Source organism: Kitasatospora sp. NPDC085464 (assembly GCF_044541955.1).
GTDB lineage: Bacteria > Actinomycetota > Actinomycetes > Streptomycetales > Streptomycetaceae > Kitasatospora.
In genome coordinates this window covers 25,410-50,239 of the sequence record NZ_JBITTM010000028.1, presented here as the reverse complement: position 1 = coordinate 50,239, position 24,830 = coordinate 25,410, and the positions used below count along the sequence as shown (strand labels likewise).

The 24,830-nt window shown below is 70.7% G+C and carries 26 protein-coding genes, 3 pseudogenes and 1 riboswitch; of the genes and pseudogenes, 13 read left to right on the top strand and 16 right to left on the bottom strand.

Going from position 1 to position 24,830, the window contains the following annotated elements:
• Window positions 1-975: 975 nt before the first annotated feature.
• From ACIGG8_RS24490 to ACIGG8_RS24480, 3 genes are all read left to right on the top strand, one after another.
• Entirely contained in the window at window positions 976-1,869 is an 894-nt protein-coding gene (locus ACIGG8_RS24490) for a slipin family protein (protein WP_396550685.1), read from the top strand.
• 55 nt (window positions 1,870-1,924) lie between these two features.
• On the top strand, window positions 1,925-2,323 hold the full coding sequence (locus ACIGG8_RS24485; RefSeq protein ID WP_396550683.1) for a hypothetical protein: 399 nt from the start codon (window positions 1,925-1,927) through the stop codon (window positions 2,321-2,323).
• A gap of 319 nt (window positions 2,324-2,642) precedes the next feature.
• Entirely contained in the window at window positions 2,643-4,037 is a 1,395-nt protein-coding gene (locus ACIGG8_RS24480; RefSeq protein WP_396550821.1) for a PP2C family protein-serine/threonine phosphatase, read from the top strand.
• A 212-nt stretch (window positions 4,038-4,249) separates the two neighbouring features.
• On the opposite strand, the gene ACIGG8_RS24475 is transcribed toward ACIGG8_RS24480, so the two are convergent.
• Window positions 4,250-5,272 (bottom strand): 1-phosphofructokinase family hexose kinase, encoded by a 1,023-nt coding sequence (locus ACIGG8_RS24475; RefSeq protein ID WP_396550681.1) that lies wholly within the window; start codon window positions 5,270-5,272, stop codon window positions 4,250-4,252.
• A 407-nt stretch (window positions 5,273-5,679) separates the two neighbouring features.
• On the opposite strand from ACIGG8_RS24475, the pseudogene ACIGG8_RS24470 reads away from it, so the two are divergent.
• Window positions 5,680-5,853, top strand: a pseudogene (locus ACIGG8_RS24470) (IS630 family transposase); the annotation flags it as partial.
• Window positions 5,854-6,028: 175 nt separating this feature from the next.
• On the opposite strand, the gene ACIGG8_RS24465 reads toward ACIGG8_RS24470, so the two are convergent.
• Complete coding sequence (locus tag ACIGG8_RS24465) at window positions 6,029-6,505, bottom strand: ATP-binding protein (RefSeq protein ID WP_396550679.1); 477 nt, start codon at window positions 6,503-6,505, stop codon at window positions 6,029-6,031.
• A 193-nt stretch (window positions 6,506-6,698) separates the two neighbouring features.
• Here ACIGG8_RS24465 and ACIGG8_RS24460 point away from each other — a divergent pair, with 193 nt between their 5' ends.
• Complete coding sequence (locus ACIGG8_RS24460; protein ID WP_396550677.1) at window positions 6,699-8,444, top strand: proline--tRNA ligase; 1,746 nt, start codon at window positions 6,699-6,701, stop codon at window positions 8,442-8,444.
• Between the two features lie 87 nt (window positions 8,445-8,531).
• Here ACIGG8_RS24460 and ACIGG8_RS24455 read toward each other — a convergent pair whose 3' ends face one another.
• The 6 genes from ACIGG8_RS24455 to ACIGG8_RS24430 all read right to left on the bottom strand — a co-directional run bounded on the left by ACIGG8_RS24455 (window position 8,532) and on the right by ACIGG8_RS24430 (window position 13,677).
• Complete coding sequence (locus ACIGG8_RS24455) at window positions 8,532-9,266, bottom strand: putative PEP-binding protein (protein WP_396550676.1); 735 nt, start codon at window positions 9,264-9,266, stop codon at window positions 8,532-8,534.
• Between the two features lie 125 nt (window positions 9,267-9,391).
• A complete protein-coding gene (locus tag ACIGG8_RS24450) occupies window positions 9,392-9,604 on the bottom strand; it encodes a hypothetical protein (protein WP_396550675.1) in 213 nt (70 codons plus the stop codon).
• Between the two features lie 7 nt (window positions 9,605-9,611).
• The gene (mdlC, locus tag ACIGG8_RS24445; protein WP_396550673.1) at window positions 9,612-11,234 is read right to left on the bottom strand and encodes a benzoylformate decarboxylase; all 1,623 of its coding nucleotides are present in this window, start codon (window positions 11,232-11,234) and stop codon (window positions 9,612-9,614) included.
• Window positions 11,235-11,282: 48 nt separating this feature from the next.
• Window positions 11,283-11,666 (bottom strand): hypothetical protein, encoded by a 384-nt coding sequence (locus ACIGG8_RS24440; RefSeq protein WP_396550672.1) that lies wholly within the window; start codon window positions 11,664-11,666, stop codon window positions 11,283-11,285.
• The gene (locus ACIGG8_RS24435; protein ID WP_396550671.1) at window positions 11,663-12,031 is read right to left on the bottom strand and encodes a nitrile hydratase; all 369 of its coding nucleotides are present in this window, start codon (window positions 12,029-12,031) and stop codon (window positions 11,663-11,665) included. Before ACIGG8_RS24435 ends, ACIGG8_RS24440 begins: the two co-directional genes overlap by 4 nt.
• On the bottom strand, window positions 12,028-13,677 hold the full coding sequence (locus tag ACIGG8_RS24430; protein ID WP_396550819.1) for a CocE/NonD family hydrolase: 1,650 nt from the start codon (window positions 13,675-13,677) through the stop codon (window positions 12,028-12,030). The genes ACIGG8_RS24435 and ACIGG8_RS24430 overlap by 4 nt, the downstream gene beginning before the upstream one ends.
• A 335-nt stretch (window positions 13,678-14,012) precedes the next feature.
• On the opposite strand from ACIGG8_RS24430, the gene ACIGG8_RS24425 reads away from it, so the two are divergent.
• On the top strand, window positions 14,013-14,237 hold the full coding sequence (locus ACIGG8_RS24425; protein ID WP_396550670.1) for a hypothetical protein: 225 nt from the start codon (window positions 14,013-14,015) through the stop codon (window positions 14,235-14,237).
• A gap of 209 nt (window positions 14,238-14,446) precedes the next feature.
• Here ACIGG8_RS24425 and ACIGG8_RS24420 read toward each other — a convergent pair.
• Window positions 14,447-14,572 (bottom strand): annotated as a pseudogene (locus tag ACIGG8_RS24420) (IS701 family transposase); the annotation flags it as partial.
• On the opposite strand from ACIGG8_RS24420, the pseudogene ACIGG8_RS24415 reads away from it, so the two are divergent.
• A pseudogene (locus tag ACIGG8_RS24415) lies at window positions 14,544-14,672 on the top strand (transposase); the annotation flags it as partial. The pseudogenes ACIGG8_RS24420 and ACIGG8_RS24415 sit on opposite strands and share 29 nt — an antisense overlap.
• Before the next feature lie 269 nt (window positions 14,673-14,941).
• Here the strand turns inward: ACIGG8_RS24415 and ACIGG8_RS24410 are convergent.
• Both ACIGG8_RS24410 and ACIGG8_RS24405 read right to left on the bottom strand, forming a co-directional pair.
• Window positions 14,942-15,184 (bottom strand): helix-turn-helix domain-containing protein, encoded by a 243-nt coding sequence (locus tag ACIGG8_RS24410; protein WP_396550668.1) that lies wholly within the window; start codon window positions 15,182-15,184, stop codon window positions 14,942-14,944.
• Between the two features lie 368 nt (window positions 15,185-15,552).
• On the bottom strand, window positions 15,553-15,921 hold the full coding sequence (locus ACIGG8_RS24405; protein ID WP_396550667.1) for an Hsp20/alpha crystallin family protein: 369 nt from the start codon (window positions 15,919-15,921) through the stop codon (window positions 15,553-15,555).
• Between the two features lie 407 nt (window positions 15,922-16,328).
• Here ACIGG8_RS24405 and ACIGG8_RS24400 point away from each other — a divergent pair, with 407 nt between their 5' ends.
• From ACIGG8_RS24400 to ACIGG8_RS24390, 3 genes are all read left to right on the top strand, one after another.
• Entirely contained in the window at window positions 16,329-16,628 is a 300-nt protein-coding gene (locus ACIGG8_RS24400; RefSeq protein WP_396550817.1) for a universal stress protein, read from the top strand.
• Between the two features lie 246 nt (window positions 16,629-16,874).
• A complete protein-coding gene (locus ACIGG8_RS24395; protein ID WP_396550815.1) occupies window positions 16,875-17,531 on the top strand; it encodes a hypothetical protein in 657 nt (218 codons plus the stop codon).
• A 55-nt stretch (window positions 17,532-17,586) separates the two neighbouring features.
• A complete protein-coding gene (locus ACIGG8_RS24390; protein WP_396550665.1) occupies window positions 17,587-18,375 on the top strand; it encodes a sigma 54 modulation/S30EA ribosomal C-terminal domain-containing protein in 789 nt (262 codons plus the stop codon).
• A gap of 33 nt (window positions 18,376-18,408) precedes the next feature.
• Here ACIGG8_RS24390 and ACIGG8_RS24385 read toward each other — a convergent pair whose 3' ends face one another.
• On the bottom strand, window positions 18,409-18,630 hold the full coding sequence (locus ACIGG8_RS24385; RefSeq protein WP_396550664.1) for a hypothetical protein: 222 nt from the start codon (window positions 18,628-18,630) through the stop codon (window positions 18,409-18,411).
• 153 nt (window positions 18,631-18,783) lie between these two features.
• On the opposite strand from ACIGG8_RS24385, the gene ACIGG8_RS24380 reads away from it, so the two are divergent.
• Window positions 18,784-19,755, top strand: coding sequence for a hypothetical protein (locus ACIGG8_RS24380; RefSeq protein WP_396550662.1), 972 nt, complete (start codon window positions 18,784-18,786; stop codon window positions 19,753-19,755).
• 93 nt (window positions 19,756-19,848) lie between these two features.
• Window positions 19,849-20,019: riboswitch (TPP riboswitch) on the bottom strand.
• An 81-nt stretch (window positions 20,020-20,100) separates the two neighbouring features.
• On the opposite strand, the gene ACIGG8_RS24375 is transcribed toward ACIGG8_RS24380, so the two are convergent.
• Window positions 20,101-21,285 (bottom strand): ATP-dependent metallopeptidase FtsH/Yme1/Tma family protein, encoded by a 1,185-nt coding sequence (locus ACIGG8_RS24375; RefSeq protein ID WP_396550660.1) that lies wholly within the window; start codon window positions 21,283-21,285, stop codon window positions 20,101-20,103.
• Window positions 21,286-21,549: 264 nt separating this feature from the next.
• Between ACIGG8_RS24375 and ACIGG8_RS24370 the strand changes: the two genes are divergently transcribed.
• Window positions 21,550-22,002, top strand: coding sequence for a universal stress protein (locus tag ACIGG8_RS24370; RefSeq protein ID WP_396550658.1), 453 nt, complete (start codon window positions 21,550-21,552; stop codon window positions 22,000-22,002).
• Between the two features lie 41 nt (window positions 22,003-22,043).
• Here ACIGG8_RS24370 and ACIGG8_RS24365 read toward each other — a convergent pair whose 3' ends face one another.
• Window positions 22,044-22,184, bottom strand: coding sequence for a hypothetical protein (locus ACIGG8_RS24365; protein WP_396550656.1), 141 nt, complete (start codon window positions 22,182-22,184; stop codon window positions 22,044-22,046).
• Window positions 22,185-22,448: 264 nt separating this feature from the next.
• On the opposite strand from ACIGG8_RS24365, the gene ACIGG8_RS24360 reads away from it, so the two are divergent.
• Window positions 22,449-23,792, top strand: a complete 1,344-nt coding sequence (locus tag ACIGG8_RS24360) for a nicotinate phosphoribosyltransferase (RefSeq protein ID WP_396550654.1) — start codon at window positions 22,449-22,451, stop codon at window positions 23,790-23,792.
• Between the two features lie 40 nt (window positions 23,793-23,832).
• Here the strand turns inward: ACIGG8_RS24360 and ACIGG8_RS24355 are convergent, their stop codons facing one another.
• Both ACIGG8_RS24355 and ACIGG8_RS24350 read right to left on the bottom strand, forming a co-directional pair.
• Window positions 23,833-24,312 (bottom strand): CBS domain-containing protein, encoded by a 480-nt coding sequence (locus ACIGG8_RS24355; RefSeq protein ID WP_396550652.1) that lies wholly within the window; start codon window positions 24,310-24,312, stop codon window positions 23,833-23,835.
• Between the two features lie 305 nt (window positions 24,313-24,617).
• Entirely contained in the window at window positions 24,618-24,821 is a 204-nt protein-coding gene (locus tag ACIGG8_RS24350) for a cold-shock protein (protein WP_230048148.1), read from the bottom strand.
• Between the last annotated feature and the right edge of the window lie 9 nt (window positions 24,822-24,830).

Sequence of the window (24,830 nt, the reverse complement as noted above, 5' to 3'; positions counted from 1 at the left end):
CCGGGTCGCCGACAGAGCCTCTTCCAGCCTGACAGACACGGGACCGCCCGGCCTGGGGGCGCGCGGCAAGGGCCCGGTCGCCCGCCCCGGGAACTTCGCGCCGCTCCCCCAGCTTGCCTGCTGAGCACCCGCACCGATCAGCCCGCCGACTGACTGCGCACCGGACAGGCGCTGGAGCACGTCTGGCTCCTCGCGACAGTCCACGGCCTGCGTGCCTCCGTCCTGCACCAGGCCGTCGAATGGCCGGAGACCCGGTGGCGCCTGCGCGACCCCGAAGGCCCACCCGACCACGTCCCGCTCATGCTGCGGCTCGGCTACGAACCTCTCGGACCGGCCACCCCGCGCCGCCCCGTCGAGGAGATCCTCGACCTGGCCGATTGGCACGACAGCCTGGGATACGGCGAATCGTCAGCCTGACCCACCCGGCCGCCCGGTGGACCAGCACGCCGGCCCTCATCGGGCGGACCTGCGGTCCGCTGCCGACCAGGAGCCGCCTCCGCGGCGACGGTGACTCGATGGGATCCGTGGTCCGCAGAACGCATCCAGTGTTCGACTGCGAAGCCGGAGAAGCCAGAGCTGCCGATTCACTCCAGCGTGCGGCACCAGGTGGCGTAGCGGCGAGGGCATCGGCACGGGCGCCTTGCCGGCGGACGGTCGCCGCCAGGTCTGGTTGCGGGCGACGCGCAGGGTGGCCAGGTGCTTGCGTTGCCCGCCGCCCCGCTCCGGTGTCGGCGTTCGGGCGACAGATGCATCCCCGGGGACGCCACCGGTGGCCCGCCAGTGCAGGAGATCCTGCACGTGGGTGGGCCGGCCACGACGGGGAGCAGGCCCGTTAGGCCCTGTCGCCGGCACCGGATGCGGGGCAGGCTCACAGTAGGACCGAAAGCCGGTCCCGCGCCTCCCGGTCGCTCTGCTCGCGGCGACGCGTTCCCGGACCTGGCTGTCGATGCAGGTCCGCTACCGAAGGGAGCCGACATGACCGCCTTGATCGCAGTCGTGGTGGCGCTCGTCATCCTGGTCCTGATCGGGCTCGCGATGTCGGTCCGCATCGTCCGCCAGTACGAGAAGGGGGTCGTCTTCCGGTTCGGCCGGATCACCGGAGCACGCGACCCGGGACTGCGCCTGATCATCCCGTTCGCCGACGTCATGCACCACATCTCACTGCGGATCGTCACCATGCCGATCCAGTCCCAGGGCATCATCACCCGCGACAACGTCAGCGTCGACGTCTCCGCCGTCGCCTACTTCCGCGTCGTGGACGCCATCAAGTCGGTCATCGCCATCGAGAACGTGAGCTCCGCGATCAACCAGATCGCCCAGACGACCCTCCGCAGGGTCGTCGGCTGGCACACCCTGGACGAGACCCTCTCCGAGACCGACCGCATCAACCTGGACATCCGCCAGATCCTGGACGTCACCACGACCGAATGGGGCGTGGACGTCACCCTGGTCGAACTGAAGGACATCCAACTGCCCGACACCATGAAACGCGCAATGGCCAAGCAGGCCGAAGCCGAGCGGGAGAAGCGCGCCAAGATCATCAGCGCTCAGGGAGAGGCCCTGGCCGCCTCCGCACTGGGCGACGCCTCCGACACGATGATGGCCCACCCACTCGCCCTCCAGCTGCGCAACCTGCAGAGCCTCGTCGAGATCGCCGTCGACAAGAACAGCACCGTCGTCTTCCCCGCTCCCCTGATGAGCACCATCGGCGAACTCGGCTCCTTCCTCGCCCGCGAGGCGACCGCCGCCGCCGCTCCCGCACCGCAGCCGCCCCCCGACACCCCCTTCCTGGCCAAGCCCGTCCACCTGCCTACGCCCGACCCCGTTCACGTACCGGCACCCAACGGGGCAGAAACCGGAACCCCGTAGACGTCAGCTCCCCGCCCGGCCGAGGCCGAGGGGGAACCGCGTCGGTGGGCGGGCGGTGGAGCGCATCCCACGGAAGGCCCCCGAGAAGATGACCCAGCCGTTCCACCCACCGCACCACGGGCCGCACCGCCTCCTCGATCGCTGGAAGGCGGCTGCGGCCGACCGCCGCGCGCGGGCCGCCGCCCGGCGGTGGCGGCACGCCGGAAGCGAGCCGCGCTGGGCACGCAGCGATCTGCCGGCCCGGCGGCTGCTCGGAAGGATCTTCTTCCCGTTCTTCCTGCTCGGGACCGTCGTCTTCGCACTGCTCGCGGCGAACGCGCTCCCCGCGCCGGGCGCCGACCGCGCCTTCTACACGGGCCTCGCCGTGCTGTGCGCCGTGTCCACCGTCGTCGCGGTGATCGACCTGATCGTCATCCGGCGCCGGACGGCAGAGCAACGACGGTGGCACCGCTGACGACGCGGCCGAACGGGGCACGGTCGTCACGCCCGGGCTGGCGCGGGGCATCGCCGGAACTGCGGGCAACGCCACGGCGGGAGATCGGCCGAGTGGTGGCCGCGGCAGCCGAGGGTGCGGCTGCGCCGGTCGCAGTCGCGGTCGGCGACGGGGCTGCTTACGGTTGTCACCAGGACGCGCCGATGCATCCGGCTACCGGTGGCGCCACGCGTCGAACGTACGATCGTCCAGCAGGGAATCGAAGGTGGGCCGGTTGGATCCGGAGGACGGGGCCGAGCGGGCGGACGTCCCCGATCTCAGCCACCGGATCGATGACGAGATGGACCGGATCGTCGAACGTCTACGGGACCTGGCCCACACCCAGCGCCGTTTCCAGGACCTGCTGGACGCGGTGATGGCAGTGGGCCGGGAACTGGACCTGCCGGTCGTACTCCGCAGGGTGATCACCACCGCGATGGGCCTGGTCGACGCCCGCTACGGCGCACTCGGCGTGCTCAGCGAGGACGGCGAACACCTGGAGGAGTTCATCCCCGTCGGGCTGAGCGAGCAGCAGGTCGCAGCGCTGGCCGGGGTCTCCCTCCCGCACGGGCGCGGACTCCTGGGACACCTCATCGACCACCCCGAACCACTGCGGGTCGCGGACATCGGCGCCCACCCGGACGCGGTCGGCTTCCCGCCGGGCCACCCGCCGATGCGGACACTGCTCGGGGTGGCACTCACCGGACGCGGACGCGTCTACGGCAACCTCTATCTCTGCGAGCGGCGCGACGGGCAGCCCTTCGACGGCCACGACCAGGACATCCTCGTGGCGCTCGCTGGCGCAGCCGGCCTCGCCATCGAGAACGCCCGCCTCTACCGGCAGGTCCGCGCCAACGCCGAGTACTTCCAGCGCCTCCTCCTTCCCGCCCTGCCCGATGTGGCGCCCTTCTCCGTCGCCGCGATCTACCGCCCCGCCAGCACCCCGGACCACGTCGGCGGAGACTGGTACGACGCCCTGACGCTCCCCGACGGCGCCTGCGCCCTGGTCATCGGCGACGTCGCCGGACACGACCTGAAGTCCGCCGCCACCATGGCCCAGACCCGCAACATGCTGCGTGCCCTCCTCTACGACCGCCGCACCCCGCCCAGCGCCGTCCTGACGCAGCTCGACCGCACCCTGGAGGCGATCACCGACAACCCGATCACCACCACCTGCCTCGCCCGCATCGAACCCACCGAGGACGGCTGGACGATCCACTGGAGCAACGCCGGACAGCCGCCACCGCTCCTGATCGGCCCCGACGGCACCGCCCGCTACCTGCACGCCGACCCCGGCCTGCCCCTCGGCGTCGACCCCAACGTGCCCCGCCCCGACCACAAGCGCCCCCTGCCCGGCAACGCCACCCTCGTGCTCTTCACGGACGGCCTGGTCGAGCACCCGCACCGCCCCCTGGACGCCGGGCTGAGCGCCCTTGCCCAGGTCGCCGCCGCCCACGCCGATCTGCCCCTCGAAGAGCTGTGCCGGTCCCTCGCCGACGCCCACATCGGAGACGGCCGTGACGACCTCGCCGTCCTCGCCCTGCGCACCCCGTCCACCGCGCGGACCCCCGGGACACCGGCGACCCGCTCCCGAGCCCGGGCACAGGACGTACCCCGTGCCCCGGTGGGCCCGCAGCTCGGTCTCGGCGAGGGTCCCTCAGCGCCTGATCCGGGCCGCCTTCACCCGTGTCCATGACCTCTGCCGCTCCGTGCCGTGCCGCAGGGGAGGCCGACCCTCCGACGCGGAGGGCCTCCGTCTCCATTCCGCCGCCGCTGTGGCAACTCGCCCACATCATGAGCCCGCATGACATCCGCCCCTCTGGCACTGTCCACGGCGACGTCACCGTGTAGCTCGTGGACGCTGAAGCTGCGATCGTCGGCGGGCACGGACGGCCGACGGCGGTTCGGTCATGAACCGGCTTGCCGTTTCATCCGCACGGCGGGGTAGAGGGACTCGGCCACCTCTCGATCGAACGGTTCGGTGTCGGGGGTGAGCACTGCCGCGGCGGCCACGGCCACTCCGAGGGCACAGGCCTCGACGGGATCGTCTCCCGCCGCCAGCCGAAGGGTGAGTGCGGCCACCATGGCGTCTCCGGCCCCGGCGTCGCTGAGCGGCTCCCCGGGCAACGGCGGGACTCTCAACTCGGTGTGACCGTGCCTGGTCGAACAGAGTGCGCCGAGTTCCCCGAGGGTGGTGACGGCGATCTCGGTCGTCCCTGAAGCGAGTAGGGACTCGTTGACGGCGCGGGCGTCGTCGAAGCTCCGGACCGCCCGGCCGGCGAGGGATGCGGCCTCGTGATTGTTACACCTCCGCAGGAAGACGCACTCGTGCAGCGACTCGCGCAGAGCCCGCCCCGAGGTGTCCAGCACCAGTCGGGCCCCGGCCTCCTTGACCCGGCGGGCGACAGCCGCGTAGAAGGCATCGGGCAGGCCGCTCGGCAGACTGCCGCTGGCCACGACGTACCGGTGGCTGCCGGCTGCCCGGCCCAGCGTGTCCAGGAGACGCTCTCCCTCGGAGGCGTCCAGTCGCGGGCCCGGCGGCACGATGTGATAGCTGCGGCGTGACTCGGTCTCGAACAGCACGAACGCTTCGCGGGTCTCGCCCGCGATCCCGAGGGGGAGGTGGTCGACCCCCTCCTCGTCCAGTAGCCGGTTGAGGCGCTGGCCGACCTCGCGGCCGGCGGTGTGGACGGCGGTCGCCCGTCCTCCGAGCCGCGACACGTCCCGGGCGACGTTGATCCCTCCGCCGCCGGCGGCCACGGACCTGACCCGGGCGCGGGTCTTGCCGATGTCCGCCAGGCGGTCGAAATCGCAGCAGATGTCGACGGTGGGGTTCACGGTCAGGGTGAGGATCGACGGCATGGTCTCCGGCAGCGGACTGCTCCCGCCGCTATCCACGGCGAGCACGCCGAACACGTCGGGGCCGCTCATCGCGGTGACACGGCAGTTGTGATGTCGATCGTCCGTGGCTGCCCTCCCAGGTCATCCGGAGAGGGACGGAACTCCATGGAGAGGTCCCCGAACAGGTCCGGGCACGAAGGCCACCAGTACCCACGTCCATGAGCAGATCGCCCGCCATCTCGTCTCCTCACTCGGGCACTCCTTCCATCGTGCTGCGCGAGCACAGGAGGCGCGATCGGGAGCATCCCGTAGCCGCCGAACCCGTACTGCCTGCCCAGCCGCAAGGGCCGGCAGGTACAAGCCCGGCCTGAGGTGTCGTTCCGCCAGTGGGCTCCGAACCGGACCTCATGCTGTGACCAAGAACGTTCGCCGGGTTGGCGATGCTGCCGTCTGAACCGGTTGGATGGGCAACGTCCGATTCGGTGCGGGGAGGCGTCGTGGCGGAGCCGGTCAAGGTCCGGAGGCCGACCGACCAGTAAGGCGAGCAGTTACAGCGGATCGTGCGTCGTGGCAGAACGAGCTCGGCGCGCTACCGACGGGCGATGGTGCTGCTCGCCTCGGCCGGCGGGAACCGGGTGCCGGTGATTGCCCAGCTTGTGCGGGCGGACGACACTGGCACCAAGATCCGCCGCTGGGCCCAGAACAACAACGTCCACCGGGCGGCCGCTGGTTGCCGCGGCCTGACAGGCTTGGCGACGCTCGGAACGGAAGCTTGTCGGCAACGGCTGAAAACCGGCCGGTTTCAACGGTTCAGTTGTGGGCCATCCATGGTCTCGCGGATGGTTGTCAGTTGTTGTCGTCGGTGGGGACGCGTCCGAGTTCGCGTCCTCGCATGCGGTAGGACTCGCCTTTGAGGGAATGGACCTCGGCGTGGTGGACGAGGCGGTCGATCATGGCGGCGCCCACGGTCTCGTCGCCGAAGACCTCTCCCCAGCGTCCGAACGGCTTGTTCGAGGGGACGATCACGCTCGCGCGTTCGCATCTGTTCGAGATCAGCTGGAAGAACAGGTTCGCGGCCTCGGCCTCGAACGGGATGTAGCCCACCTCGTCGATCACGATCAGCGGGTAGCGGCCCAGCTTGACGAGTTCCTCCTGGAGCCGGCCGGCCTGGTGGGCTGCGGCCAGCCGGTCGGCCCACTGGGCGGCGGTGGCGAACGCGACCGGTCGAGCACGCAACGGCTCGGTGCCGGCGAGGGTGCCGGGCAGGACCATGATCTCGGCGGAGACCACAGCGGGCCGGATGCTCCGGTCGGTCTCGGCCACCCGCGTCGCCGGATGCCTCGGACGGGGAGCACCATCGAAGGGGGCGGGCCGCACCCGGCCTGCGGTGCGGGTCGACTGGAATGACGGACAACCGGCCGACGATCCTTCGGAACGCATCAATCCGGCCCCCGCCGACAAGCCCCTTGAACCGGCCGCGGCAGACCCGTCGGCCACCGAACGAAAGCCGCTGGCCATGCGCTGGTCCCAGACGCACATCCCGACCCTTCGCGAGAACCCGGCGGAGGCCGACGCGCCAAGCCATCAGCTCCTGCTCCGCGCCGGATTCATCCGGCAGCTCATGGCGGGCCACTACTCGCTGCTGCCGCTCGCCGTCCAGGTACGGTCGAAGATCGTCACCATCATCCGCGAGGAGATGACCGCCGTCGGGGCGCAGGAATTCTCCCTGCCCGCGATGCACCCGGCCCAGGTGTGGCGGCGCAGTGGCCGGTGGGACGCCATGGGGGAAGAGATGTTCCGCCTCAAGGACCGCAAGGGCGCCGAACTGACGCTGGGCATGACCCACGAGGAGATCTTCACCTCGCTCGCCACCGAGCTGAAGTCGTACCGCGAACTGCCGCAGACGTGGTACCAGTTCCAGACCAAGTTCCGCGATGAACCCCGTGCCAAGGGCGGCCTGCTACGGACCCGGGAGTTCACGATGAAGGACTCCTACAGCTTCGACCTGACACCGGAAGGCCTGGACCGGTCGTTCGACCTGCACCGTGAGGCCTACCTGCGGATCTTCGCGCGACTGGGGATTCCGGCCATCCCGGTGGAGGCGTCCAGTGGCAGCATGGGCGGGGGTGTGTCGACGGAGTTCATGTGCCCGGCCGAGGCCGGCGAGGACTTCGTCGTCCACTGCCCTTCCTGCGGTTACGCGGCCAACAGCGAGAAGGCCGTCTCCCGGCTCGCCGCGGTCGCGGACGGTCCGGGCCTGCCCGCGCCGGAGCCGTTCGACACCCCCGGTGTACGGACGATCGACGACCTGGCCTCGCGCTTCGACGCTCCCGCCGAGCGCCAGGTGAAGACCCTGGTCTACGTCCTGGACGGGCAGCTTTCCCTTGTCCTCCTGCGCGGCGACCACGCGCTGGCCGATCAGAAGCTCGCGGACGCCTGCGGGGCCGGCGTGGTTCGGCCCGCCCGGCCCGAGGAGATCCGGGAAGCCCTCGGCGCCCTGCCAGGAAGCCTCGGCGCCGTCGGGGTGACGTCGGTGGCCGTTCTGGCGGACGAGGCCCTGCGGGGCCGCACGGACATGTTCACCGGCGCCAACGAGGACGGTGTCCACCTGCGGGGCGTCGACGTGGAGCGGGACATCGCCGTCTCCAGGTGGACGGACCTTCGCGAGGTCGCCTCCGGGGAGCCTTGCGTACGGTGCGGACAGCCGCTGCAGGTCCGGAAGGCGATCGAGGTCGGCCACATCTTCAAACTCGGCTACAGGTACAGCGACGCCTTCGGCCTCACCGTCCTGGACGCCGACGGCAGACCCAGGAAGGTCGTCATGGGCTGCTACGGCATCGGCGTCGAGCGGGCGATGGCAGCCGCCGTCGAGTGCCACCACGACGACAAGGGCATCGTCTGGCCGATGGCCATCGCCCCCTTCGAGGCGGTCGTCGTGGTGGCGCAGCCCGACGACGAGGCCACCGCCGCGGCCGGTGAGAAGGCCTACCGGCACCTGCTCGCCGCCGGGGTGGACACGATCATCGACGACCGCTCCGAGCGGGTCGGTGTCAAGTTCCGGGACGTCGAGCTCGTCGGCATCCCGCTGCGCGTGACCGTCGGCAGGCGCGGACTCGCCGACGGGGTGGTGGAGCTGACCGAGCGGGCGACGGGCGAGACGCGGCGGGTCCCCCTGGAGGAGATCGCCGTCGAGGTGCGCAGGGCCGTCGACTCGGCCGGGCAGGGCCGCGATCGGAGGCAGCAGACTGCTTCCCGCCCCTGACCACCGGCCCCCGACCGTCGAGCGCCTGCCCCCGCAGCCTCCGGTGGGCGAATGCCACCCTCGCCACCCGCAGCCCGGCATGCGCGGTCAGGCCCGTTCGGCGGCGGCCACGTGCTCCTTCACCGCCACGAAGCTGTCCGGCGCCACCGAGATCGAGTCGATCCCGGCACCCACCAGGAACCGGGTGAACGCCGGGTCGTCACTGGGCCTCTGGCCGCACAGGCCCACCGGGCGGCCGGCCGCATGCGCCGTGGCGATCAGGGTCTCGATGCTCCGGGTGACGGCAGGATCGGTCTCGTCGAAGAGGTGCGCGAGGGCGTCGGAGTCACGGTCGACGCCCAGCGTGAGCTGGGTGAGGTCGTTGCTGCCGATGGAGAAGCCGTCGAACCGCTCGGCGAACTCCGCCGACAGGATCACGTTGGCCGGGATCTCCGCCATCACGTACACCTTCAGCCCGTTCCCGCCCCGCGGCAGGCCCTCGGCGGCCATCACCGCGAGCACGCGGTCGGCCTCCCCCGTGGTGCGGCAGAACGGGATCATCACCACCACGTTCGTCAGGCCCATGTCGTCGCGGACCCGCCGCAGCGCCTGGCACTCCAGGGCGAAGCCCTCCCGGTAGCCCTCGCTGTAGTACCGGCTGGCGCCTCGCCAGCCGATCATCGGGTTGGCCTCGACCGGTTCGAAGGGGCGCCCGCCCACCAGTTTGGCGTACTCGTTGGTCTTGAAGTCGCTGGTGCGCACGATCACCGGGTCCGGCGAGCGCGAGGCCGCGATCCGGGCGATGCCCTGGGCGAGGCGGTCCGTGAACCAGGTAAGGCACACATCCGACGAAAATCGCACATACTTCGAACGGTCGGTTCGGTGCGATACCCGCCGCGGCGACCTCAGGGCCTCCCCATGCGGTCAGCGCGACCCCGTCCCTGCAATCCGGCCAGGGTGCCAGCTGGTCACGGGGTCTTGGCGGATCCGTTCGTACGCAGCGGGACAGCAAGGACCTTGCCGAGGTCCACGAGGGCGTTGCCCTGCTGTGCGGCGGCGGCTGTCTCGCGGACGAGGAAGGTACCGAGTTCGCCGATGGTGCTCATGAGAGGTGCGGGGAAGACGACGGTGCTGTTCTCGTCCACTCCGGTGACGGGCGTGCGCTGCATCGTTGTGGCCATGCCGGGTTCAACGTCGGCGGGGCCGTTCGGGTCCGGCTGCCGACCAGCTGGCGGTCAGCGGCTGCTGGGGTACCTCGATCAGGTGCGGCTCGTCCGTGGCGAGCGCGGCTGTTGCCGCCGCTGTCAGTCCGGCGAGTGTGTCGATGCGGGTGGCGGAAATGCCGTATGCCGAGGCGATACCGGTGATGTCGATGCCAGGCAGTTCGAGGCCGGGTACGCCGGGCGCCTGCATGATCTGGGTGAACTTCTTGAGCGCCCCGTACTCGCCGTTGCGGGCGACGACGAAGACCACGGGGACGCGGTATCGGGCTGCCGTCCACAGCGCACTGACGGTGTAATGCAGGGCGCCGTCACCGAGCATGGCCAGTACGCGGCGCGAGGGATCGCCCAGCTGGAGGCCGATGGCTGCCGGAAGGCCCCAGCCAAGGCCTCCGGACGCCGGAAAGTACAAGCTTCCCGGTCGTGAGATGTCGAAGCGGTCCCAGGTGGTGTCGACCGACGTCCATTCGTGGGCGAGAACGGTGCTCTCGTCCTTGGCCGTGTCGAGGGCGTCGACGATCGCCTCCGCGCTGAATGCCGGGCCGGCCTCGTTCAGGCGGCTGGTTCGTTCGAGTTGTGGTGGCGGCGGTCGGTGGCGGGCGGGGACGGTCTCGGCGAGGCGGGCCAGGGCGTCGGAGGGGTTGCCGACCAGGATTTGCCCGAATGGTGCTCGGGTGGCTTCGTCGGGATCCGAGGTCACGGCCCACAGCTCGGTGCCCGGAGGCAGGTAGTCGCCTTCCTCGAACGCGTGGTAGCGGAAGATCGCCGCGCCGAAGGCAACCACGAGATCGTGTCCGTCGAGGTGGCGTGCGACCCCGGGGATGTCCGAGGGCAGGACACCGCGATAGGCGGGGTGCCGGGTGGGGAACGGGCAGCGGGACGGGCTCGGCGCCACGAACACGGGAAGGGCGAGCCGGTCGGCGAGCCGACAGGCTCCGTCCCATCCGGTGGCGTCGTCGATACCGGGGCCGACGACCATGACCGGGTTGGCCGCGCCGGTGAGCCGGCGGCGTAGGAGGTCGAGGGCGGTTTCGGAGACGACCGGGTCGCCTTGCACGGTGCGGGCCTTGAGGTGCTTCAGTGCGCCGGGATCCGCTTGGTGGTCCCAGTCGTCCAGGGGCAGCGAGAGGTAGACGGGGCCGGCGGGGGCGGATCCTGCCAGCAGGATGCCCTGCGAGAGCGCCTGGGGTACGTCCTCGGGGCACAGGGGTTCGCAGCTCCATTTCACCAGCGGGTCGGCCAGTGCCGTGGCGTCGACGTTGGTGAGGAGCGCGTTCAGGGCGGTGTAGCGTCGGGCCTGCTGTCCGGAGGTGACGACCACGGGAACGTGGCCGGACTGGGTGTTGGTCAAGTTCCCCATGGCGTTGCCGGTGCCGGCCGCGGCGTGCAGGTTGACCAATGAGGGCCTGCCAGTCGCCAGGGCGTAGCCGTCCGCCATCGCGATCGCCGCGCCCTCGTGCAGTGCGAGGACGTAGCGGAAGTCGTCGGGGAAGTCACGCAGCAGCGGCAGCTCGTTCGAGCCGGGATTGCCGAAGACGGTGGTGATGCCGTGGCTCCGGAGCACCTCGAAAAACGCGTCGCGTACCTTCACGCCACTTTCCTCTCCCGCGGTACGGAGCACAGTGCGCGCTCGGCATGATCAGCTGCCCGGGGTGGAACTGTCGGCGTCATCGGCGGCATCCCCTCCCGCCCAGAGCGCTCGCATGTCCCGCAGCACCCAGGTGAGTGCCTCGTCGGGGATCAGGTAGCCGCCGATGCCGCTGCTGTGCAGCATGTCGTAGATCCGTCCGGCGACGTCGGCCAGTCGGGCGGCCGGGTCGACACCCGGCTCGGGGGGAGCCGGGACGACCGCGGTGATCGTGTCCGCCCGTTGCTCGATGACCTCGATGCGGTACGTGCCGTCGACGACGGAGCCGAAGTAGGCGGCGAGCGCCGCTTTGGGGTCGGCCAGCAGCGCTGCCCTCATCGCCGGGTCGGTGCTGAGCAGCCGGTAGTGCTCGGTGAAACGATCGGCGGCGCTCATTGGCCGTCCCCGCCGCCACGATTGCGGTACTGCTCGCGCATCTCCAGTAGTGCCGTCTTCGCGTCCTGCGGCAGGATCCAGACGAACTGGTCGCCGCTGCGCCACAAGTCCATCTGGTTCACGACGTTCTCGCCGCCGGCGTCGTCGGAGGATGCGGGCGGGATGACGAGGTACAGGGTGTCCGGACGCTGGACCCGTACGTCGAACCGCAGGGCAGGCGGTACGTCGATGCCGAGCCGGGCCGGCGCCGCCCCGGGGTTCTCGGTCAGTGCGGGATCGCTCCAGGCGAGCATGGTCAGGGCTTGCTCGAGGTCGAGGCCGCTCGGGCCGTCGGAGCCGGCGTTCTCGTCACGCTCGTCTTTCACGAGTTCACGCCCGCTTCCGGGGTGCCCCGCTCGGGCTGCCCGGCCACGGACAGCACGAGCCTCGACGAAGAACGGACGGTGTTGCGGCTGCTCGTGCCGACGGGCGCATGGCGGAATCCCATGATGGCCGGGGTGCTGTGGTCCTGGTCGTCGCTGGTGACCACGAGCCGGATGCGATGCCCGGTGGTGAACCTCCGGGCGTTGGTGACGAGCGGGATCCGATAGGTGGTGACCGAACCCGGGACGACGATCTCGGGTTCACGGCAGGGGAGGCCCGGCGGCCTGGCCGAGTCGGCGTCAGGATCGGGCCGGCGCAGGCTGGCCCGGAGCCATCCGGCGGTGACGTCGACAGCGGTGTCGTCGGGCGCCACGTCCTGGAGGGTGACGACCCATGCCGTGTCGGTGGCGGTGGTGGCGGCGTGGAGCTCGACCTCGAAATCCCCGGCGGCGTCGAGCGTCTCGGTCAGCGGCTGGCTGGTCCATGCCAGCTGGGTGGGAGGGTCGGCGTCGCTCGACCGAGATCGGCCGAGACCCGCGCCGAGCACCATGAGCGACCGCTCGCCCGGACTCCCCTGGTCGTCGCCGAGCGCGCCGTCGGCACGCAGGCGCCATTCGCGTTGCTCAGTGCCCTCGGGGGGCCAGGTATCGCTTGTGCGCCACTCGTCGGCGCCGGGCATCCAGTACCGGATCGCGGGGCCGTCGAGGATGCCCGTGTCGTGATTCTTCAGCCAGTGGTCGAACCAGGCGAGTGCCTCGACGTGGAGGCTCTCCCACGGCCAGGTGAGTCCGAACTCGCCGAGCATCGCGACCCGGACGACCGGAGCACCGGTCAGCGCCCGCATGGCGGGGAACGTGGAGGGGAGGTGGAGCGGGACGTTCTGCCAGTCGCAGCCGAGATAGGTGGGGACCTCGACTCGGTCGAGGAGCGGCAGGAGGTTTCGTTCGTCCCACCACGCGTCACGCAGCGGGTGCTCGACCGCCATGGCGCGCCACAAGTCGTCCCACGGGTGCGGGTCGTGGTGGAGCTTGAGCCCGGCGCGCAGGAGCGCGACTGACGACTCGCCGTTCATCGTGGCGAACTTCTTGTGCAGTGGCGCCGTACGCAGAACGTCTCGGGCCACGTCGATCAGCCGGTTGCGCCAGAACCGGTCGCTGCGAGCCGAGGTGAGCCCCACCATGGCGAGAAAGGGCGTCACGAAGCCGGAACTGAAGAGCCCGTGGTGCATCGCCGCTTCGTACAGGTCGGTAGTGACAGCCACCGGGAAGATCGCCCGCAGGTGCGCGGGGCGCTCGACGGCCGCCTCCAGCTGGGCCATGGCGAAGTAGCTGATGCCGATCATTCCGACCTTGCCGTCGCACCACGGCTGGTCCGCAGCCCACTCGACCAGGTCGTGCAGGTCACGACGCTCCTGAGCGTCGAAGAACCCGAACGTCCCCCCGGATCCCCCCGTCCCCCGAAGGTTGGCGATCACGTGCACGTAGCCGCGCGGCACCCAGAAATCGGACGCACCGGCCTCGATGAAGCCCATCGGCGCGCCGAGGTCCTGGATCTGGCGCGGGTACGGTGATGCCGCGATCAGTACGGGAAACCGGCCGTCGCTGTCCGGTCGATGCACGTCGGCCAGCAACTCGATACCGTCGCGCATCCCCACGGTGACGTCCCGGTCGCACCGCATGCCGTGCACGGGCTCCGACAGATTGCGGTACTCGCGGCCCGTCGTCTGCGGACCGTTCAGGCGGCGCTGACCCGCTTCGACTCCTGCCACCCTGGACACGAGCTTCCTTCCCTCTTCGGTCGATGCAGTGAGGGCACCCGATCGAAGACTAACAGGGCATATCGGGTGATTCGCGCATCTCGCCCGGGCACCGGCACACCGTCCGGTGGCCACGTCCACCGCAGCCCGATGCAAAGACCTCCGGATACTCACGCCAAGTTTGGCAAGAACGGCCCGCCCGCCAGGTTGGAAGGAAAGCCGCGCCCGTGACCCAGCGTAAGGCAACACCTGAGCCGGCTCCGCCCTACCGCTCTTCCCAGTCCTCCACATCCACGCTGCTCGGCTTACTGGTGGACTCGCGTATTCAACTGTCGCCGGTTCCCGAGGAACCCAGCCCGCTGGTGACCGACTGTGATCGCCAATGTGGTCTTGCGCAGCCACGTCAGCGACCTGCCCTCGCCGAGCGCGCCGAGCTTTACGGCGCGACCTGATCATCACTCAAGAACTCAGCCGGCGCAGGGCGGACGGTAGCCGGGACGACACCAGATCAGTGAGTCGCGAGACGAAACTTCTGCGCGGAAGGTCCCCACCGCGCTAGTACTCCAGCAAGACTTCGACGTTTTGCCTGTTCAGAAGGCTGCGCGGTGAGTGCAGTGGGCTGGTGCTCCGTCAGGGGCGGTCATCATGAGCCCGTCCCTCGCATGGCCAGGGTGATGTGCCGCATCCAGCCGGTGTGGCGGCGGACCTCGTACTGGTCCAGGCCGCACTCGTTCTTCGCGGACTGAAAGCACTCCTCGATCGCCCAGCACATCCCGGCGATCCGCACTCTCCTCGGCCTGTCGGACCGGCAGGCAGCCGAAGCGGTCCGCTGGCGCATCGACTTCAAGTACGCCATGGCCATGGAACTGGACGATCCCGGTTTCCACCACAGTGTGCTGGCCGACTTCCGCGAACGCCTGGCCCTGGATGACCGCGCCGACCGGCTCCTCGATCTGGCACTCCCGCGTCCGAAGGAGGCCGGACTCGTGCGCGAGCTCACCACGCAGCGCACCGACTCCACCCACGTCCTGGCCGCCGCACGTGACCTGACCCGGCTGGAACTGGTCACCGAGGCCGTCCGCGCCGCGCTGGAAGAAGTGGCCCGGACCGCTTCGCACCTGCTGACCGGCCTGGTCGACGAGGGCTGGGGGCGCCGCTACGGCCGCCCGGTCCGCCTGAGACCCAAGACCATGATCAATCTCAGCGTTAACTGCTGCCCCGCTACTACAAGGCCGGACTCGACGAATTCCACGTACCCGACCGCCACGCCGGCTCGCTCGGCCACCTCCTCGCGGCTGAGACCGAGCTGCTGTCTGCGCTCGGTCACGCGCCGCCCGGTGTCTCCGGGGTGCGCCAGTCGGGGCCCAACCGAGTACTTGCCCGTGTTCTCCGTCGACATCTCTTCACTCCTCCGGCCGGAGAAGCGAGTGAGCGCCGTCGACAGGCAGTCCCCGATGCGGAATCCGCCCCCTCCGCCCGGCTGGGGGGGCACTGGGCTGAACCGCCGCCGACAACGACATCACCGGTCCGAGCAGCGCGCTGCTGCTCACCACGAGCCGGCTCCTGCACGACACGCCGCATGCCGCCACCACACGCAGGGCCGGGTACGCCTCGACGACATGAAGGTCTCCGCGGTCGAGGGCATCACCCGGACGGGACGGCCAGCCGTCCCGCGGATTCAGCTCACCACCGCTGTCGCCTGGCCAGGAAAACGCACAGGGCGACGAAGACATCGGTGCAGTGCCCCGCACCGCACCGAGCCCGTTGTCACGCCTCAGGTCCGCGCGCGATCTCGATCCGGCGGGCCTGCTTCTCGACCTTGCCCACCGGGGCCCTCACGGTCAGCACGCCCTTGTCGAAGGTCGCGGTGATGTCCTGCTCGTTCACGCCTTCAGGCAGCCGGACGCTGCGGGTGAAGGAGCCGTAACGGAACTCCGAGCGCTGCTTCTCCTTCTTCTCCTCGGTGCGCTCCGCACGGACGGTCAGCACGCCGCCCTCGACCGTGATCTCGACGTCCTTCGCGGGGTCGATCCCCGGTAGCTCGGCCCTGACCACGTACGCCCCGTCCTCCTCGGACTCCTCGACGCGGATCATGTGCTCCCCCATCCGCAGTTCGACGGGGAAGTCTTCAAACAACTCCGCGAATGGAGGCCACCAGTGCGATCGCCTGTGGAGTATCTCGCCGGCCATCTCAGACCTCCTCATTCGTCCGGGCATCTCCTTCCATCCTGCTGCGCAACTACGGCTGCCGCGATGGGAGCAACCTCCCACCACGGCAGCCGCTTTGTCTGATCAGCTGATTCGCATGATGCGGTTCAGGACGGTACCCGGGTCAGCCTGATGCCGACCGCCCTGTCGGCCGGTCCCGGATCGGCCCGCTACCGGGAGTGACGTGTGCCAGAGCAGCCGGGTTCGGCCGCGCGGGCCGGAGCGGCTGACCAGAGCCGTCGTGGACGCGGTGATCGCCTGGGTCTTTCCGACGCTCTGCGGCTGCGCCATGACGGCACCCGGCCCTCCCGCTCCATCACACCGCGGAACAGGTCCTGGCCCGGGTGGTCGAGGAGCTCGCCGGGCCACAGCCGCCGGTGGAGATCCGGCAGATCGCGGTGCCCGGCCACGCCGCCCGGGTGCTGCTGGATCGGTCCTGCGGTGCCGACCTGCCGATCGCGGGCAGCCCGGGTCACGGCGGATTCACCGACGCGCTGCTGGGCTCGGTAAGTCTGCACTGCGTGGAGCACGCGAGTTGCCTCCCGGTTGTGGTTCGCGGCACCGTCGGCTGTGGGCCGGGTGGCGCCGGCTGCTGGGCCGGGTGGCCCATCGCGGCCAGGAGCAGAACGAACTAGCGTCGGTTGCAGGGCGGTTCGCCGATGGGCCGGTCACGCGCCGGGCCGGTACGGTAGCGAGTTCGGCCGAACACGCTGTGCTCTCCGGCCGGACCACGACTCGGGCTGTCGCATCGGATCCCGAGACCCCCGGGGAGCCTTCGTCCCGCCCGAGGAGGACTCGTATGACAACCGGAACCGAGATCGGCACCGAGGTCCTGCGCAAGCTGCTCGCCGCGCCCGGCCCTTTCCTGTCGGTCTACTTCGATCTCGACCCGCGCCCGGAGATGGGCCAGGACGCCGAGGAGCGCTGGCAGGGACTGTGCCGCGGACTCCTGGGAGCACAACGCCGCCAAGGTCGCCGAAGCCCTAGGCGCCGCCCTGGCCGAGGTGGACGCGCACGACCTCATGCTGGCCGGTGACGTCCGCGCCCGCCAGTACCTCACCAAGCACCTGCCCACCTGGGTCCGCAACAACGTGTCGATCCACCCGGTCAGCGGCAGCCGCAGCCCCGACGGTGCCTGGCCCGAGCGCATGGCCCAGGTCGACACCGAGACCTGCCGCGCCGGGCGTGAGCAGACGGCGGCCCTGCTCCGCCGGTACTCCGAGGAGCGCTTACCTCGCGGCCACGCGGTGGAAGGCATCGCCGGGACCCTGCGCGCCCTCGCCGACGGACAACTGCGCACCCTCCTGGTGACCGACGACCCCGCCTCCCACCACACAGCCTGGTTCGGCCCGAACCCCACCGACATCGCCGACCTCGGCACCGCATTCGCAGCAGACGCCGGACCGCTGGTGGAGACGAAACTGGCCGACGCCGCCGTCCGAACCGCACTCCTCACCGGAGCCGACGTCCGCATCGTCGCGCCCGGCATGCCCTGTGCGCCCGCCCAGGGCATCGGCGGACTGACCCGCTACCGCTGACACCCGCCATCACCGGTACCCGACGAACGGAGAAGACCCGATGACGAATCGACCGATGCCCACGCAGACACCCGAGATCCAGGTCGAGGCCCAAGGCGACCTTCAGCCCGGCGTGGCGGAACTCGCCCGTACCAAGGTGCTCGCGCTCCTGGACGAGGCGCGCGAACCTGTCCTGTCCGTCCGGATCCGGCTCACTCGCATGCACAACCCCGCCACCGAGCGCCCCTGCCTCGCCCAGGCCAGCCTGGACGTCAACGGCCGCGCCGCCCGCGCCCATGTGGCGGCGGGGACCATGCCCGAGGCGATCGACCTGCTGCACGACCTGCTGGCCCTGAAGCTGGCCCGGCTCCGGAGGCACTGGGAGGCCCAACGCGGTGGCACGCCCAGAGCTGGCGAGCACGAGTGGCGGCACGGGTCCGAACCCACGCACCGCCCCGCCCACTATCCCCGTCCGGCGGACGAGCGCGAGATCATCCGCCACAAGTCGTTCTCCCTCGCCCGCGAAACGCCGGACGAGGCCGCCTTCGAGCTGGACACCATGGACTACGACTTCCTCCTCTTCACCGACCTCGTCACCGGCGAGGACAGCGTCATCTACCGCGCCGCACCCACCGGCTACCGTCTCGCCCAGGTCCGTCCCCACCCCGAACAGATCGGCACGACCGCCGTCCAGCTGACCGTCAGCCCCACCCCCGCGCCGCGGATGAACGTGGCCAACGCGAAACGCCGGATGGACACCGGCGGACAGCCGTTCGTGTTCTTCACCGACGACGTCACCGAACGCGGCAACGTCCTCTACCACCGCTACGACGGCCACTACGGCCTCATCACACCCGCCGAGTGACCCACCGGCGGAATCACTCAGCGAGGGAGCCGATCATGACCGATCCCACCACCGACCGCCGAAGCCTTCCACCCGCCGGGCCACGACCTCGAAAGCGCCGTCGAACGCCTGGAGTTGCTCGAAACCCAGGTCCAGGCTCTCGGCCAGGCCATGCGCGCCCTCCTCCAAGGACTGGAAGACATTCCCGACCAGGAGCCCGACCCCGAACGCGGGGGCCGCGCCGCCCGCCTGGCCCACGAACTCCTGCTCGCCCAAGGACTCTGACCACCCCCAGGAGCGGACGGCCATGAAACTCACCTTCCTCGGACCGCTCTACGCCCGACAGGGCCCCTACGCCTGTGCCGACGTCGACACCTCACGCGACCTCGACGAACCCGGGACCGGGCCATCGACCTACGCCGTCGGCACTTGGCGACCGAACTCACCGCCCAGGGGGCCGACACCGCCACCACCGGCGCGGTCACCCACGTCGTCGGCACCGACCGCGATCTGCCCGGCCGACACGGCCAGGCTGTCTTCGCCGCCCACGGCCGCCTCGCGCTCGCCGAGGAACTGCCCGAGCCGCCACCCCGCGACGGCGCCCGGTTCACGATGGTCCCCGACGCCATGCCGCTCGCCCTCCAGCACGCCCCCGACATTCCCTACGCCGCCGTCAGCGTCCACCGCGTCGCCCGACCGGGCGGCGCACTCACCTCCGAGCTGGAGGTCGACCTCCAAGCGGGCCGGTGGCCCGTCGCCAGGGTCGCCCCCGGCCACCTGACCCGGCACCGCGCGGCCTCCGAATGGCGACAGGCCGCCGCAGAGGTCGCCGAAGAACTCGCCGGCCTCGCCGACTGCAGCGAGGCCGAGACGATCGTCCTGTCCGGCGACCACTGGGCCCGCAACACCCTCACCCGGGAACTGCCCAAGCGCCTGCGCAAGCGCATCGTCACCATCGACAGCGACGGCTGGGACACCGATCCCGAACGCGCGCTCATGGAGGGCGAAATCGCCTACCTGTTCCACGGCCGCCTGTCCGCCCGCGACCAGGCCAACACCCAGCGCTTCCTGGCCCGCCGCGCCCGCCGCAGCGGTGCCGTCGAGGGCCTCGCCGCCACCGTCACCGCCCTGCGCCACGGCCGGGCCGAAGCCGTCCTGATCAACGACCCCTTCGACCTGGAACGACAGCTGTGGGTCGGCGTCGCACCCAAACAGCTCGGCCTCACCCAAGGTGAAATGCAGGCCCTCGGCATCAGCTCCTCCTGGGAGGCACCGGCCGACGCCGCACTCATCCGCGCGATTGTCGGCACCGGCGCGGACCTCATCGTCATCCCCCACGACGAACTGCCCCTCGACGACGGCCTCGGAGCCCTCCTCCGCTACCCTGACGCCCCCACGTGAGCCCGGCGGACACGCTCCGGGTCCCGTCCACCGGTGCAGCCCCGCAGGTCAACTGCGGGGCTGCTACCCGCGCCCTGTTCCCTTCCCCAGGCCGAACCTGCAAGGTGGGCTCCCTACGCCGGCATTGCCCGGATCAGGTGGTGGAGGTCGCCGTCGGGGTCTCGTCGACCCCCTCCGGCCTCTCAGCCCGACCGTCGAATCCAGTCCAGGACAGCACAGTTGACCACCCTGGACCGTTCCGGCCGAACTCCCTCGCTCGCCCTGCAGGCCACTTCCCACGCTACGCGCGACCCTCACGCGTACCAGGGCCGAACGGCCCTCTCCCCCGGCTCTCCACGGCAGACCCTACCGAGCTGCCCGCCACGAGCCCCCGGGCCCCGGGGCGTCGGGTGCCAGCGTCTTGCCTCGAACGTGGACGGAGAGGATGGCGGAGCGTTCGGCCTGGTTGGGCAGTGGCACGGTGACCTGGCGGTCGAAGCGGCCGGGCCGCAGCAGCGCCGGGTCGAGCGCGTCGGGGCGGTTGGTGGCGGCGAGGACGACGATGCCGGTGGACTGGTCGAAGCCGTCCATCTCGGCGAGCAGTTGGTTGAGGGTCTGCTCGCGTTCGTCGTTGCCGCCCAGCCTGGTGCCGCCGCCGCGTCGGCCGCCGACGGCGTCGATCTCGTCGATGAAGATGATCGAGGGAGCCCTCTTGCGTGCTTCGTCGAAGAGGTCGCGCACCCGGGAGGCGCCGACACCCACGAACATCTCGACGAACGCCGAGCCGGTCACCGACAGGAACGGGACCTCGGCCTCTCCGGCGACCGCGCGGGCGAGCAAGGTCTTGCCTGTGCCGGGCGGGCCGACCATGATCACGCCGCGCGGGCCCTTCGCCCCCGCGGCGGCATAGCGCTCGGGACTGCGCAGGAAGTCGACCACCTCGCTGACCTCCTGCTTGACGCCCTCGTAGCCGGCGACGTCGACGAACCGGGTGCTCGGGCGCTCGGCCTCGATGATCTTCGCGCGTGAGCGGCCGATCGCGCTGAGACCTCCGGTCATGGCCCGGCTCGCCATCCGTCCGGACCAGAGGAACAGTCCGCCGATGAGGATCAGCGGCAGGAAGATCAGCAGAACCGAGAGGAACGAGCTGCCGCTGCTGCTCTGCTTGGCGGTGATCTCCACGTGCTGGGACTTCAGCTGGGTGGTGAGTGCGCTGCTGTCCAGGGCGGTCGGGATCTGGGTGGTGAACTTGGTTCCGTCCTTGAGTTCGCCGGTGATCGCTCCCTTATCGGTGATCTCGACCGTCTGGACCTGGCCCGCGTCGACCTTCCCTGCGAAGTCGCTGTAGCTGTAGTGGGTGCCGCTGCCCGACGGGCTGCGGGACAGCAGGATGAGCAGCAGGGCGATCGCGATCGCGGCGGGCAGCAGCCAGCGCCGCCAGGCCGGTGGAGGGGTGGGGGCGGGCTTCGGCGGCTCGCGCGGCGGCCCGGGTGTGGCCCGGCCCGTCGGATGCCGGGCGGGAAAGCGCCTCGGCGTGATCGTCTGGTGCATTCGAGCCTCCGCGCCCATCATCCCGTCGCGCCGGCCGCGGGGGGCAGGGCCGATCGGTCCACCTGGCCGGGACATCCGGGCGGGCCCGCCGGGTCCGCGTGCGAACCCGGCGTGGGAGAAGGATCCTGCAGAAGAGGGGGCGTTGCTCGGCGATGCCGCCACGGGCCCCTCGGCGGATCCGCCCCCGGCAACCCGACGGCAAGCGCCCATGTGGAGCGGCCGCCTGGTCGGATGTCGATGTCAGCCGATCGGAAGGACGAGGCCATGGCTGAGGAACCGGCCCTCGAGGGAAAGATCGTCGTCGGGGTGGACGGCTCGGAGCAGTCCCGACAGGCTCTGCGCTGGGCCGTGCGGCAGGCCGAGCTCACCCACGCCGTGGTGGAGGCGGTCATGGCCTGGGAGCCGCCGTTCTCCGGGTGGGGCAGCGCGGTACCGGTCGGCGAGGAGGCGCACCTTGCGGAGGTGGCGCGCAGGGTACTGGCCGAGAACGTCGGGAAGGTGGTGGGTAGCGCGCCGCCGGTGGACATCCGGCTCAGGGTCGGGGTGGGCACCCCGGCCCGGGTCCTGCTTGCCGCCGCCGAGGAGCAGGCGTCCCTGCTCGTCGTCGGCCATCGCGGGCTCGGCGGCTTCGAAGGCGCCCTGTTGGGCTCCGTCGGGCAGTACTGTGTGCAGCACGCGTCCTGCCCGGTCGTGGTCGTCCGCAGCTCGGCAGACTGACGGCCACCGCCGGCCTCCAATGAGCCGGGCCGTGTCACCGGTCACTGGTCGGGCTGACCGCTCTCCAGCGGGTAGGTCTTCGCCCACACCGCACCGCAGCGACAGGCGAACTGCTCCACCAGGTCACCGTCATCGTTCACCCCGAGCCCCTCGCGGAGCCGCACATGGACGTGGTCACTCATGGTCCACCAGCCTTCACTTCGTACTCGAAACAGGACCCCCATCATCCACGGGCGACTGCGGGCAGGGAAGAGACGGCCCGGAAGCGTCCGCTTCGTGAGATCGGAGTACCCGGGCAATCGCCCCGCGCGGACGGGTCTCACAGGTCAGGGTTTCGGCGGGAGGCACCACCGCGGTCACGGTACCGGCGGAGTTGCCGGTACCGGACTCGAACCGGCGGGCGGTCACCCCGCAGTCCACGGCCCTGGCAGCCGGAGGTTGAACCGATGTCGACAGTTCAGGTCACCGATCTGTACGAGGTGACGATGGCGCACTCGTATCTGCGGGAGCAGATGACCGCCCCGGCGACGTTCGACCTGTTCGTGCGCAAGCTCCCGCCCGGCCGCGGCTTCCTGGTGGCGGCCGGCCTGGAGCCGGTGCTGGACTTCCTCGCCGAGCTGCGGGTGGACGAGGAGGACGTCGCGGCCTTCGCCGCCGCCCTCGGCCGGCCGTACCGGGACCTGGAGCCGCTACTCGGACTGCGCTTCACCGGCCAGGTGCGGGCCGTGCCCGAGGGGCGGATCGTGCTCGCCGGCGAGCCCATCCTGGAGGTGACAGCGCCGCTGCCCGAGGCGCAGCTGGTGGAGTCGTTCCTGCTCAACCAGGTGTGCCACCAGACGGCGGTGGCGTCCAAGGCGGCGCGGTGCGTGCTCGCGGCGGCCGGTCGGCCGGTGGTGGACTTCTCGTTGCGCCGCAGTCATGGCGTGTCGGCGGGCGAGCAGGCGGCCCGGTTGGGTGCGCTGGTTGGCTTCGTCGGGACGAGCAATGTGGCTGCCGCGCGCCGGTACGGTCTGCGGGCGGTGGGCACGATGGCGCACTCGTACATCGAGGCGTTCGGCGACGAGGCCGAGGCGTTCCGGGCCTTCGCCCGGGCCCACCCCGGCCCGGTGACCTTTCTGGTGGACACCTACGACACGGCGGCCGGCGTGACGGTCGCCGCCCGGGTGTTGCGCGAGCTCGGGCTGCACGAGGGCTGCGCGGTGCGGCTCGACAGCGGCGACCTCGGGTCCTTGGCCGTCTCCGCCCGGCGGATCCTGGACGAGGCCGGGCTCCCCGGGGTGAGGATCACCGCGAGCGGTGGGCTGGACGAGTACGCGGTGGAGGAGCTGGTGCGCACGGGCGCGCCGATCGATGTTTTCGCCGTCGGGACCCTGGTCGGGGTGGCCGCCGACGCGCCGTACCTGGACGCGGCCTACAAACTGGTCGCCTACGACGGCCGGCCGATGATGAAACTCTCCACCGGCAAAGTGACCGCCCCCGGTGCCAAGCAGGTTCACCGAGCGCCCGGATTCGCCGACACCGTCGCACTGGTCGACGAGCCTGCGCCGACAGGCACCCGGCCGCTGCTGGAGACCGTGATGGCGAACGGCCGCCGCACCTGCCCGGCCCGGTCACTCACCGAAGCCCGCACCATGTTCGACGCCGATCTCGCCGAACTCCCGGACGCCGCCCGCCGCATCGTCGACCCGCAGCAGCCGCCGGCCGTCATCTCCGAGCGGCTGCGTGCGCTCACCGACAGCGTCCGCCGGTCGATCAAGGCGCGGCAACGAACGGTTCGCTACCCGGGCTGAGCGGGCCCGCCCCATCCGCGGGGGCGACGATGGAGCCGTCTCAGTCGGGTGCGACGAGCCTGACGTCGGCGTCCACCACTCCGGGGACGGCGCGCACCAACCGTTCCATCACCGGCAGTAGTGAAGCGTCGGGCAGCGTCCCGCTCAGGGTGATCCGACCTTCCTCCGCACGGACGTCGACAGCCGAGGCGTGTTCGGGCTTCAGTACGGCGAGGAGTTCGAACCTCACCTGGTCGGCGAGGTCCTCGTCGGTGCGCAGATGGACCTTCAGGAGGTCGCTGCGGCTGACGATGCCGATCAGACAGTCCTCGGCGTCGACTACCGGGAGCCGCTTGAAGTGGCCGCGAGCCATGGCCCGGGCGACCTCGGCGGTCGGACTCGTGGCATGGACGGAGACGACGGGCGCCGACATCAGGCCGGCGGCGGTCAGCCCGTCGGTATTGCCCTTCTCGCGGTCCTCGGCCGCCAGCAGGTCCGCCTCGGACACCACGCCCACCACCCGGCCGTCGCCGGCCAGCACCGGGACGGCGCTGACCTTCCAGCTGAAGGGTCTCCAGGATCTCCCGGAAAGTCGCGTCGCGGCCGACCGCGACCACCGCGTGGGTCATGAGACCCATACCCCCACGGTGGCCCGGACCGGCGCTGTGTGCGTCCGGTCGTCGGCACACGGATGCACTCGGCAGGTGTGAGCCCCGGCCAGCTCGACCGCACGGAAGCCGCCCAGCGCGCAGCCCGTGCCAGCCTGCGGTGTCCGGCGAAGAGGGGCGGAGACGCAGAGGCACCCCGCACACGGGTACGTGCGGGGCGCCCACTCATGCGCTGTTGTCAGGCGGGGCGGATGTGCTCCGCCTGCGGGCCCTTCTGGCCCTGCACCACGTCGAAGGTCACCTTCTGGCCCTCCAGGAGTTCACGGAAGCCCTGGGCGTCGATGTTCGAGTAGTGGGCGAACACGTCGGGGCCGCCGCCGTCCTGCTCGATGAAGCCGAAGCCCTTTTCGGCGTTGAACCATTTCACGGTGCCGGTAGCCATGCGCTTCTC

What these genes read in the sequence shown, in the direction of transcription:
- ACIGG8_RS24490 (WP_396550685.1), top strand. Translation starts at nt 976, where the DNA reads ATGACCGCCTTGATCGCAGTCGTGGTGGCGCTCGTCATCCTGGTCCTG.
- ACIGG8_RS24480 (WP_396550821.1), top strand. Translation starts at nt 2,643, where the DNA reads ATGGACCGGATCGTCGAACGTCTACGGGACCTGGCCCACACCCAGCGC.
- ACIGG8_RS24475 (WP_396550681.1), bottom strand. Translation starts at nt 5,272, where the DNA reads ATGAGCGGCCCCGACGTGTTCGGCGTGCTCGCCGTGGATAGCGGCGGG.
- ACIGG8_RS24460 (WP_396550677.1), top strand. Translation starts at nt 6,699, where the DNA reads ATGCGCTGGTCCCAGACGCACATCCCGACCCTTCGCGAGAACCCGGCG.
- ACIGG8_RS24450 (WP_396550675.1), bottom strand. Translation starts at nt 9,604, where the DNA reads ATGGCCACAACGATGCAGCGCACGCCCGTCACCGGAGTGGACGAGAAC.
- ACIGG8_RS24440 (WP_396550672.1), bottom strand. Translation starts at nt 11,666, where the DNA reads ATGAGCGCCGCCGATCGTTTCACCGAGCACTACCGGCTGCTCAGCACC.
- ACIGG8_RS24430 (WP_396550819.1), bottom strand. Translation starts at nt 13,677, where the DNA reads ATGCGCGACGGTATCGAGTTGCTGGCCGACGTGCATCGACCGGACAGC.
- ACIGG8_RS24410 (WP_396550668.1), bottom strand. Translation starts at nt 15,184, where the DNA reads ATGTCGACGGAGAACACGGGCAAGTACTCGGTTGGGCCCCGACTGGCG.
- ACIGG8_RS24390 (WP_396550665.1), top strand. Translation starts at nt 17,587, where the DNA reads ATGCCCACGCAGACACCCGAGATCCAGGTCGAGGCCCAAGGCGACCTT.
- ACIGG8_RS24375 (WP_396550660.1), bottom strand. Translation starts at nt 21,285, where the DNA reads ATGCACCAGACGATCACGCCGAGGCGCTTTCCCGCCCGGCATCCGACG.
- ACIGG8_RS24370 (WP_396550658.1), top strand. Translation starts at nt 21,550, where the DNA reads ATGGCTGAGGAACCGGCCCTCGAGGGAAAGATCGTCGTCGGGGTGGAC.
- ACIGG8_RS24365 (WP_396550656.1), bottom strand. Translation starts at nt 22,184, where the DNA reads ATGAGTGACCACGTCCATGTGCGGCTCCGCGAGGGGCTCGGGGTGAAC.
- ACIGG8_RS24360 (WP_396550654.1), top strand. Translation starts at nt 22,449, where the DNA reads ATGTCGACAGTTCAGGTCACCGATCTGTACGAGGTGACGATGGCGCAC.
- ACIGG8_RS24350 (WP_230048148.1), bottom strand. Translation starts at nt 24,821, where the DNA reads ATGGCTACCGGCACCGTGAAATGGTTCAACGCCGAAAAGGGCTTCGGC.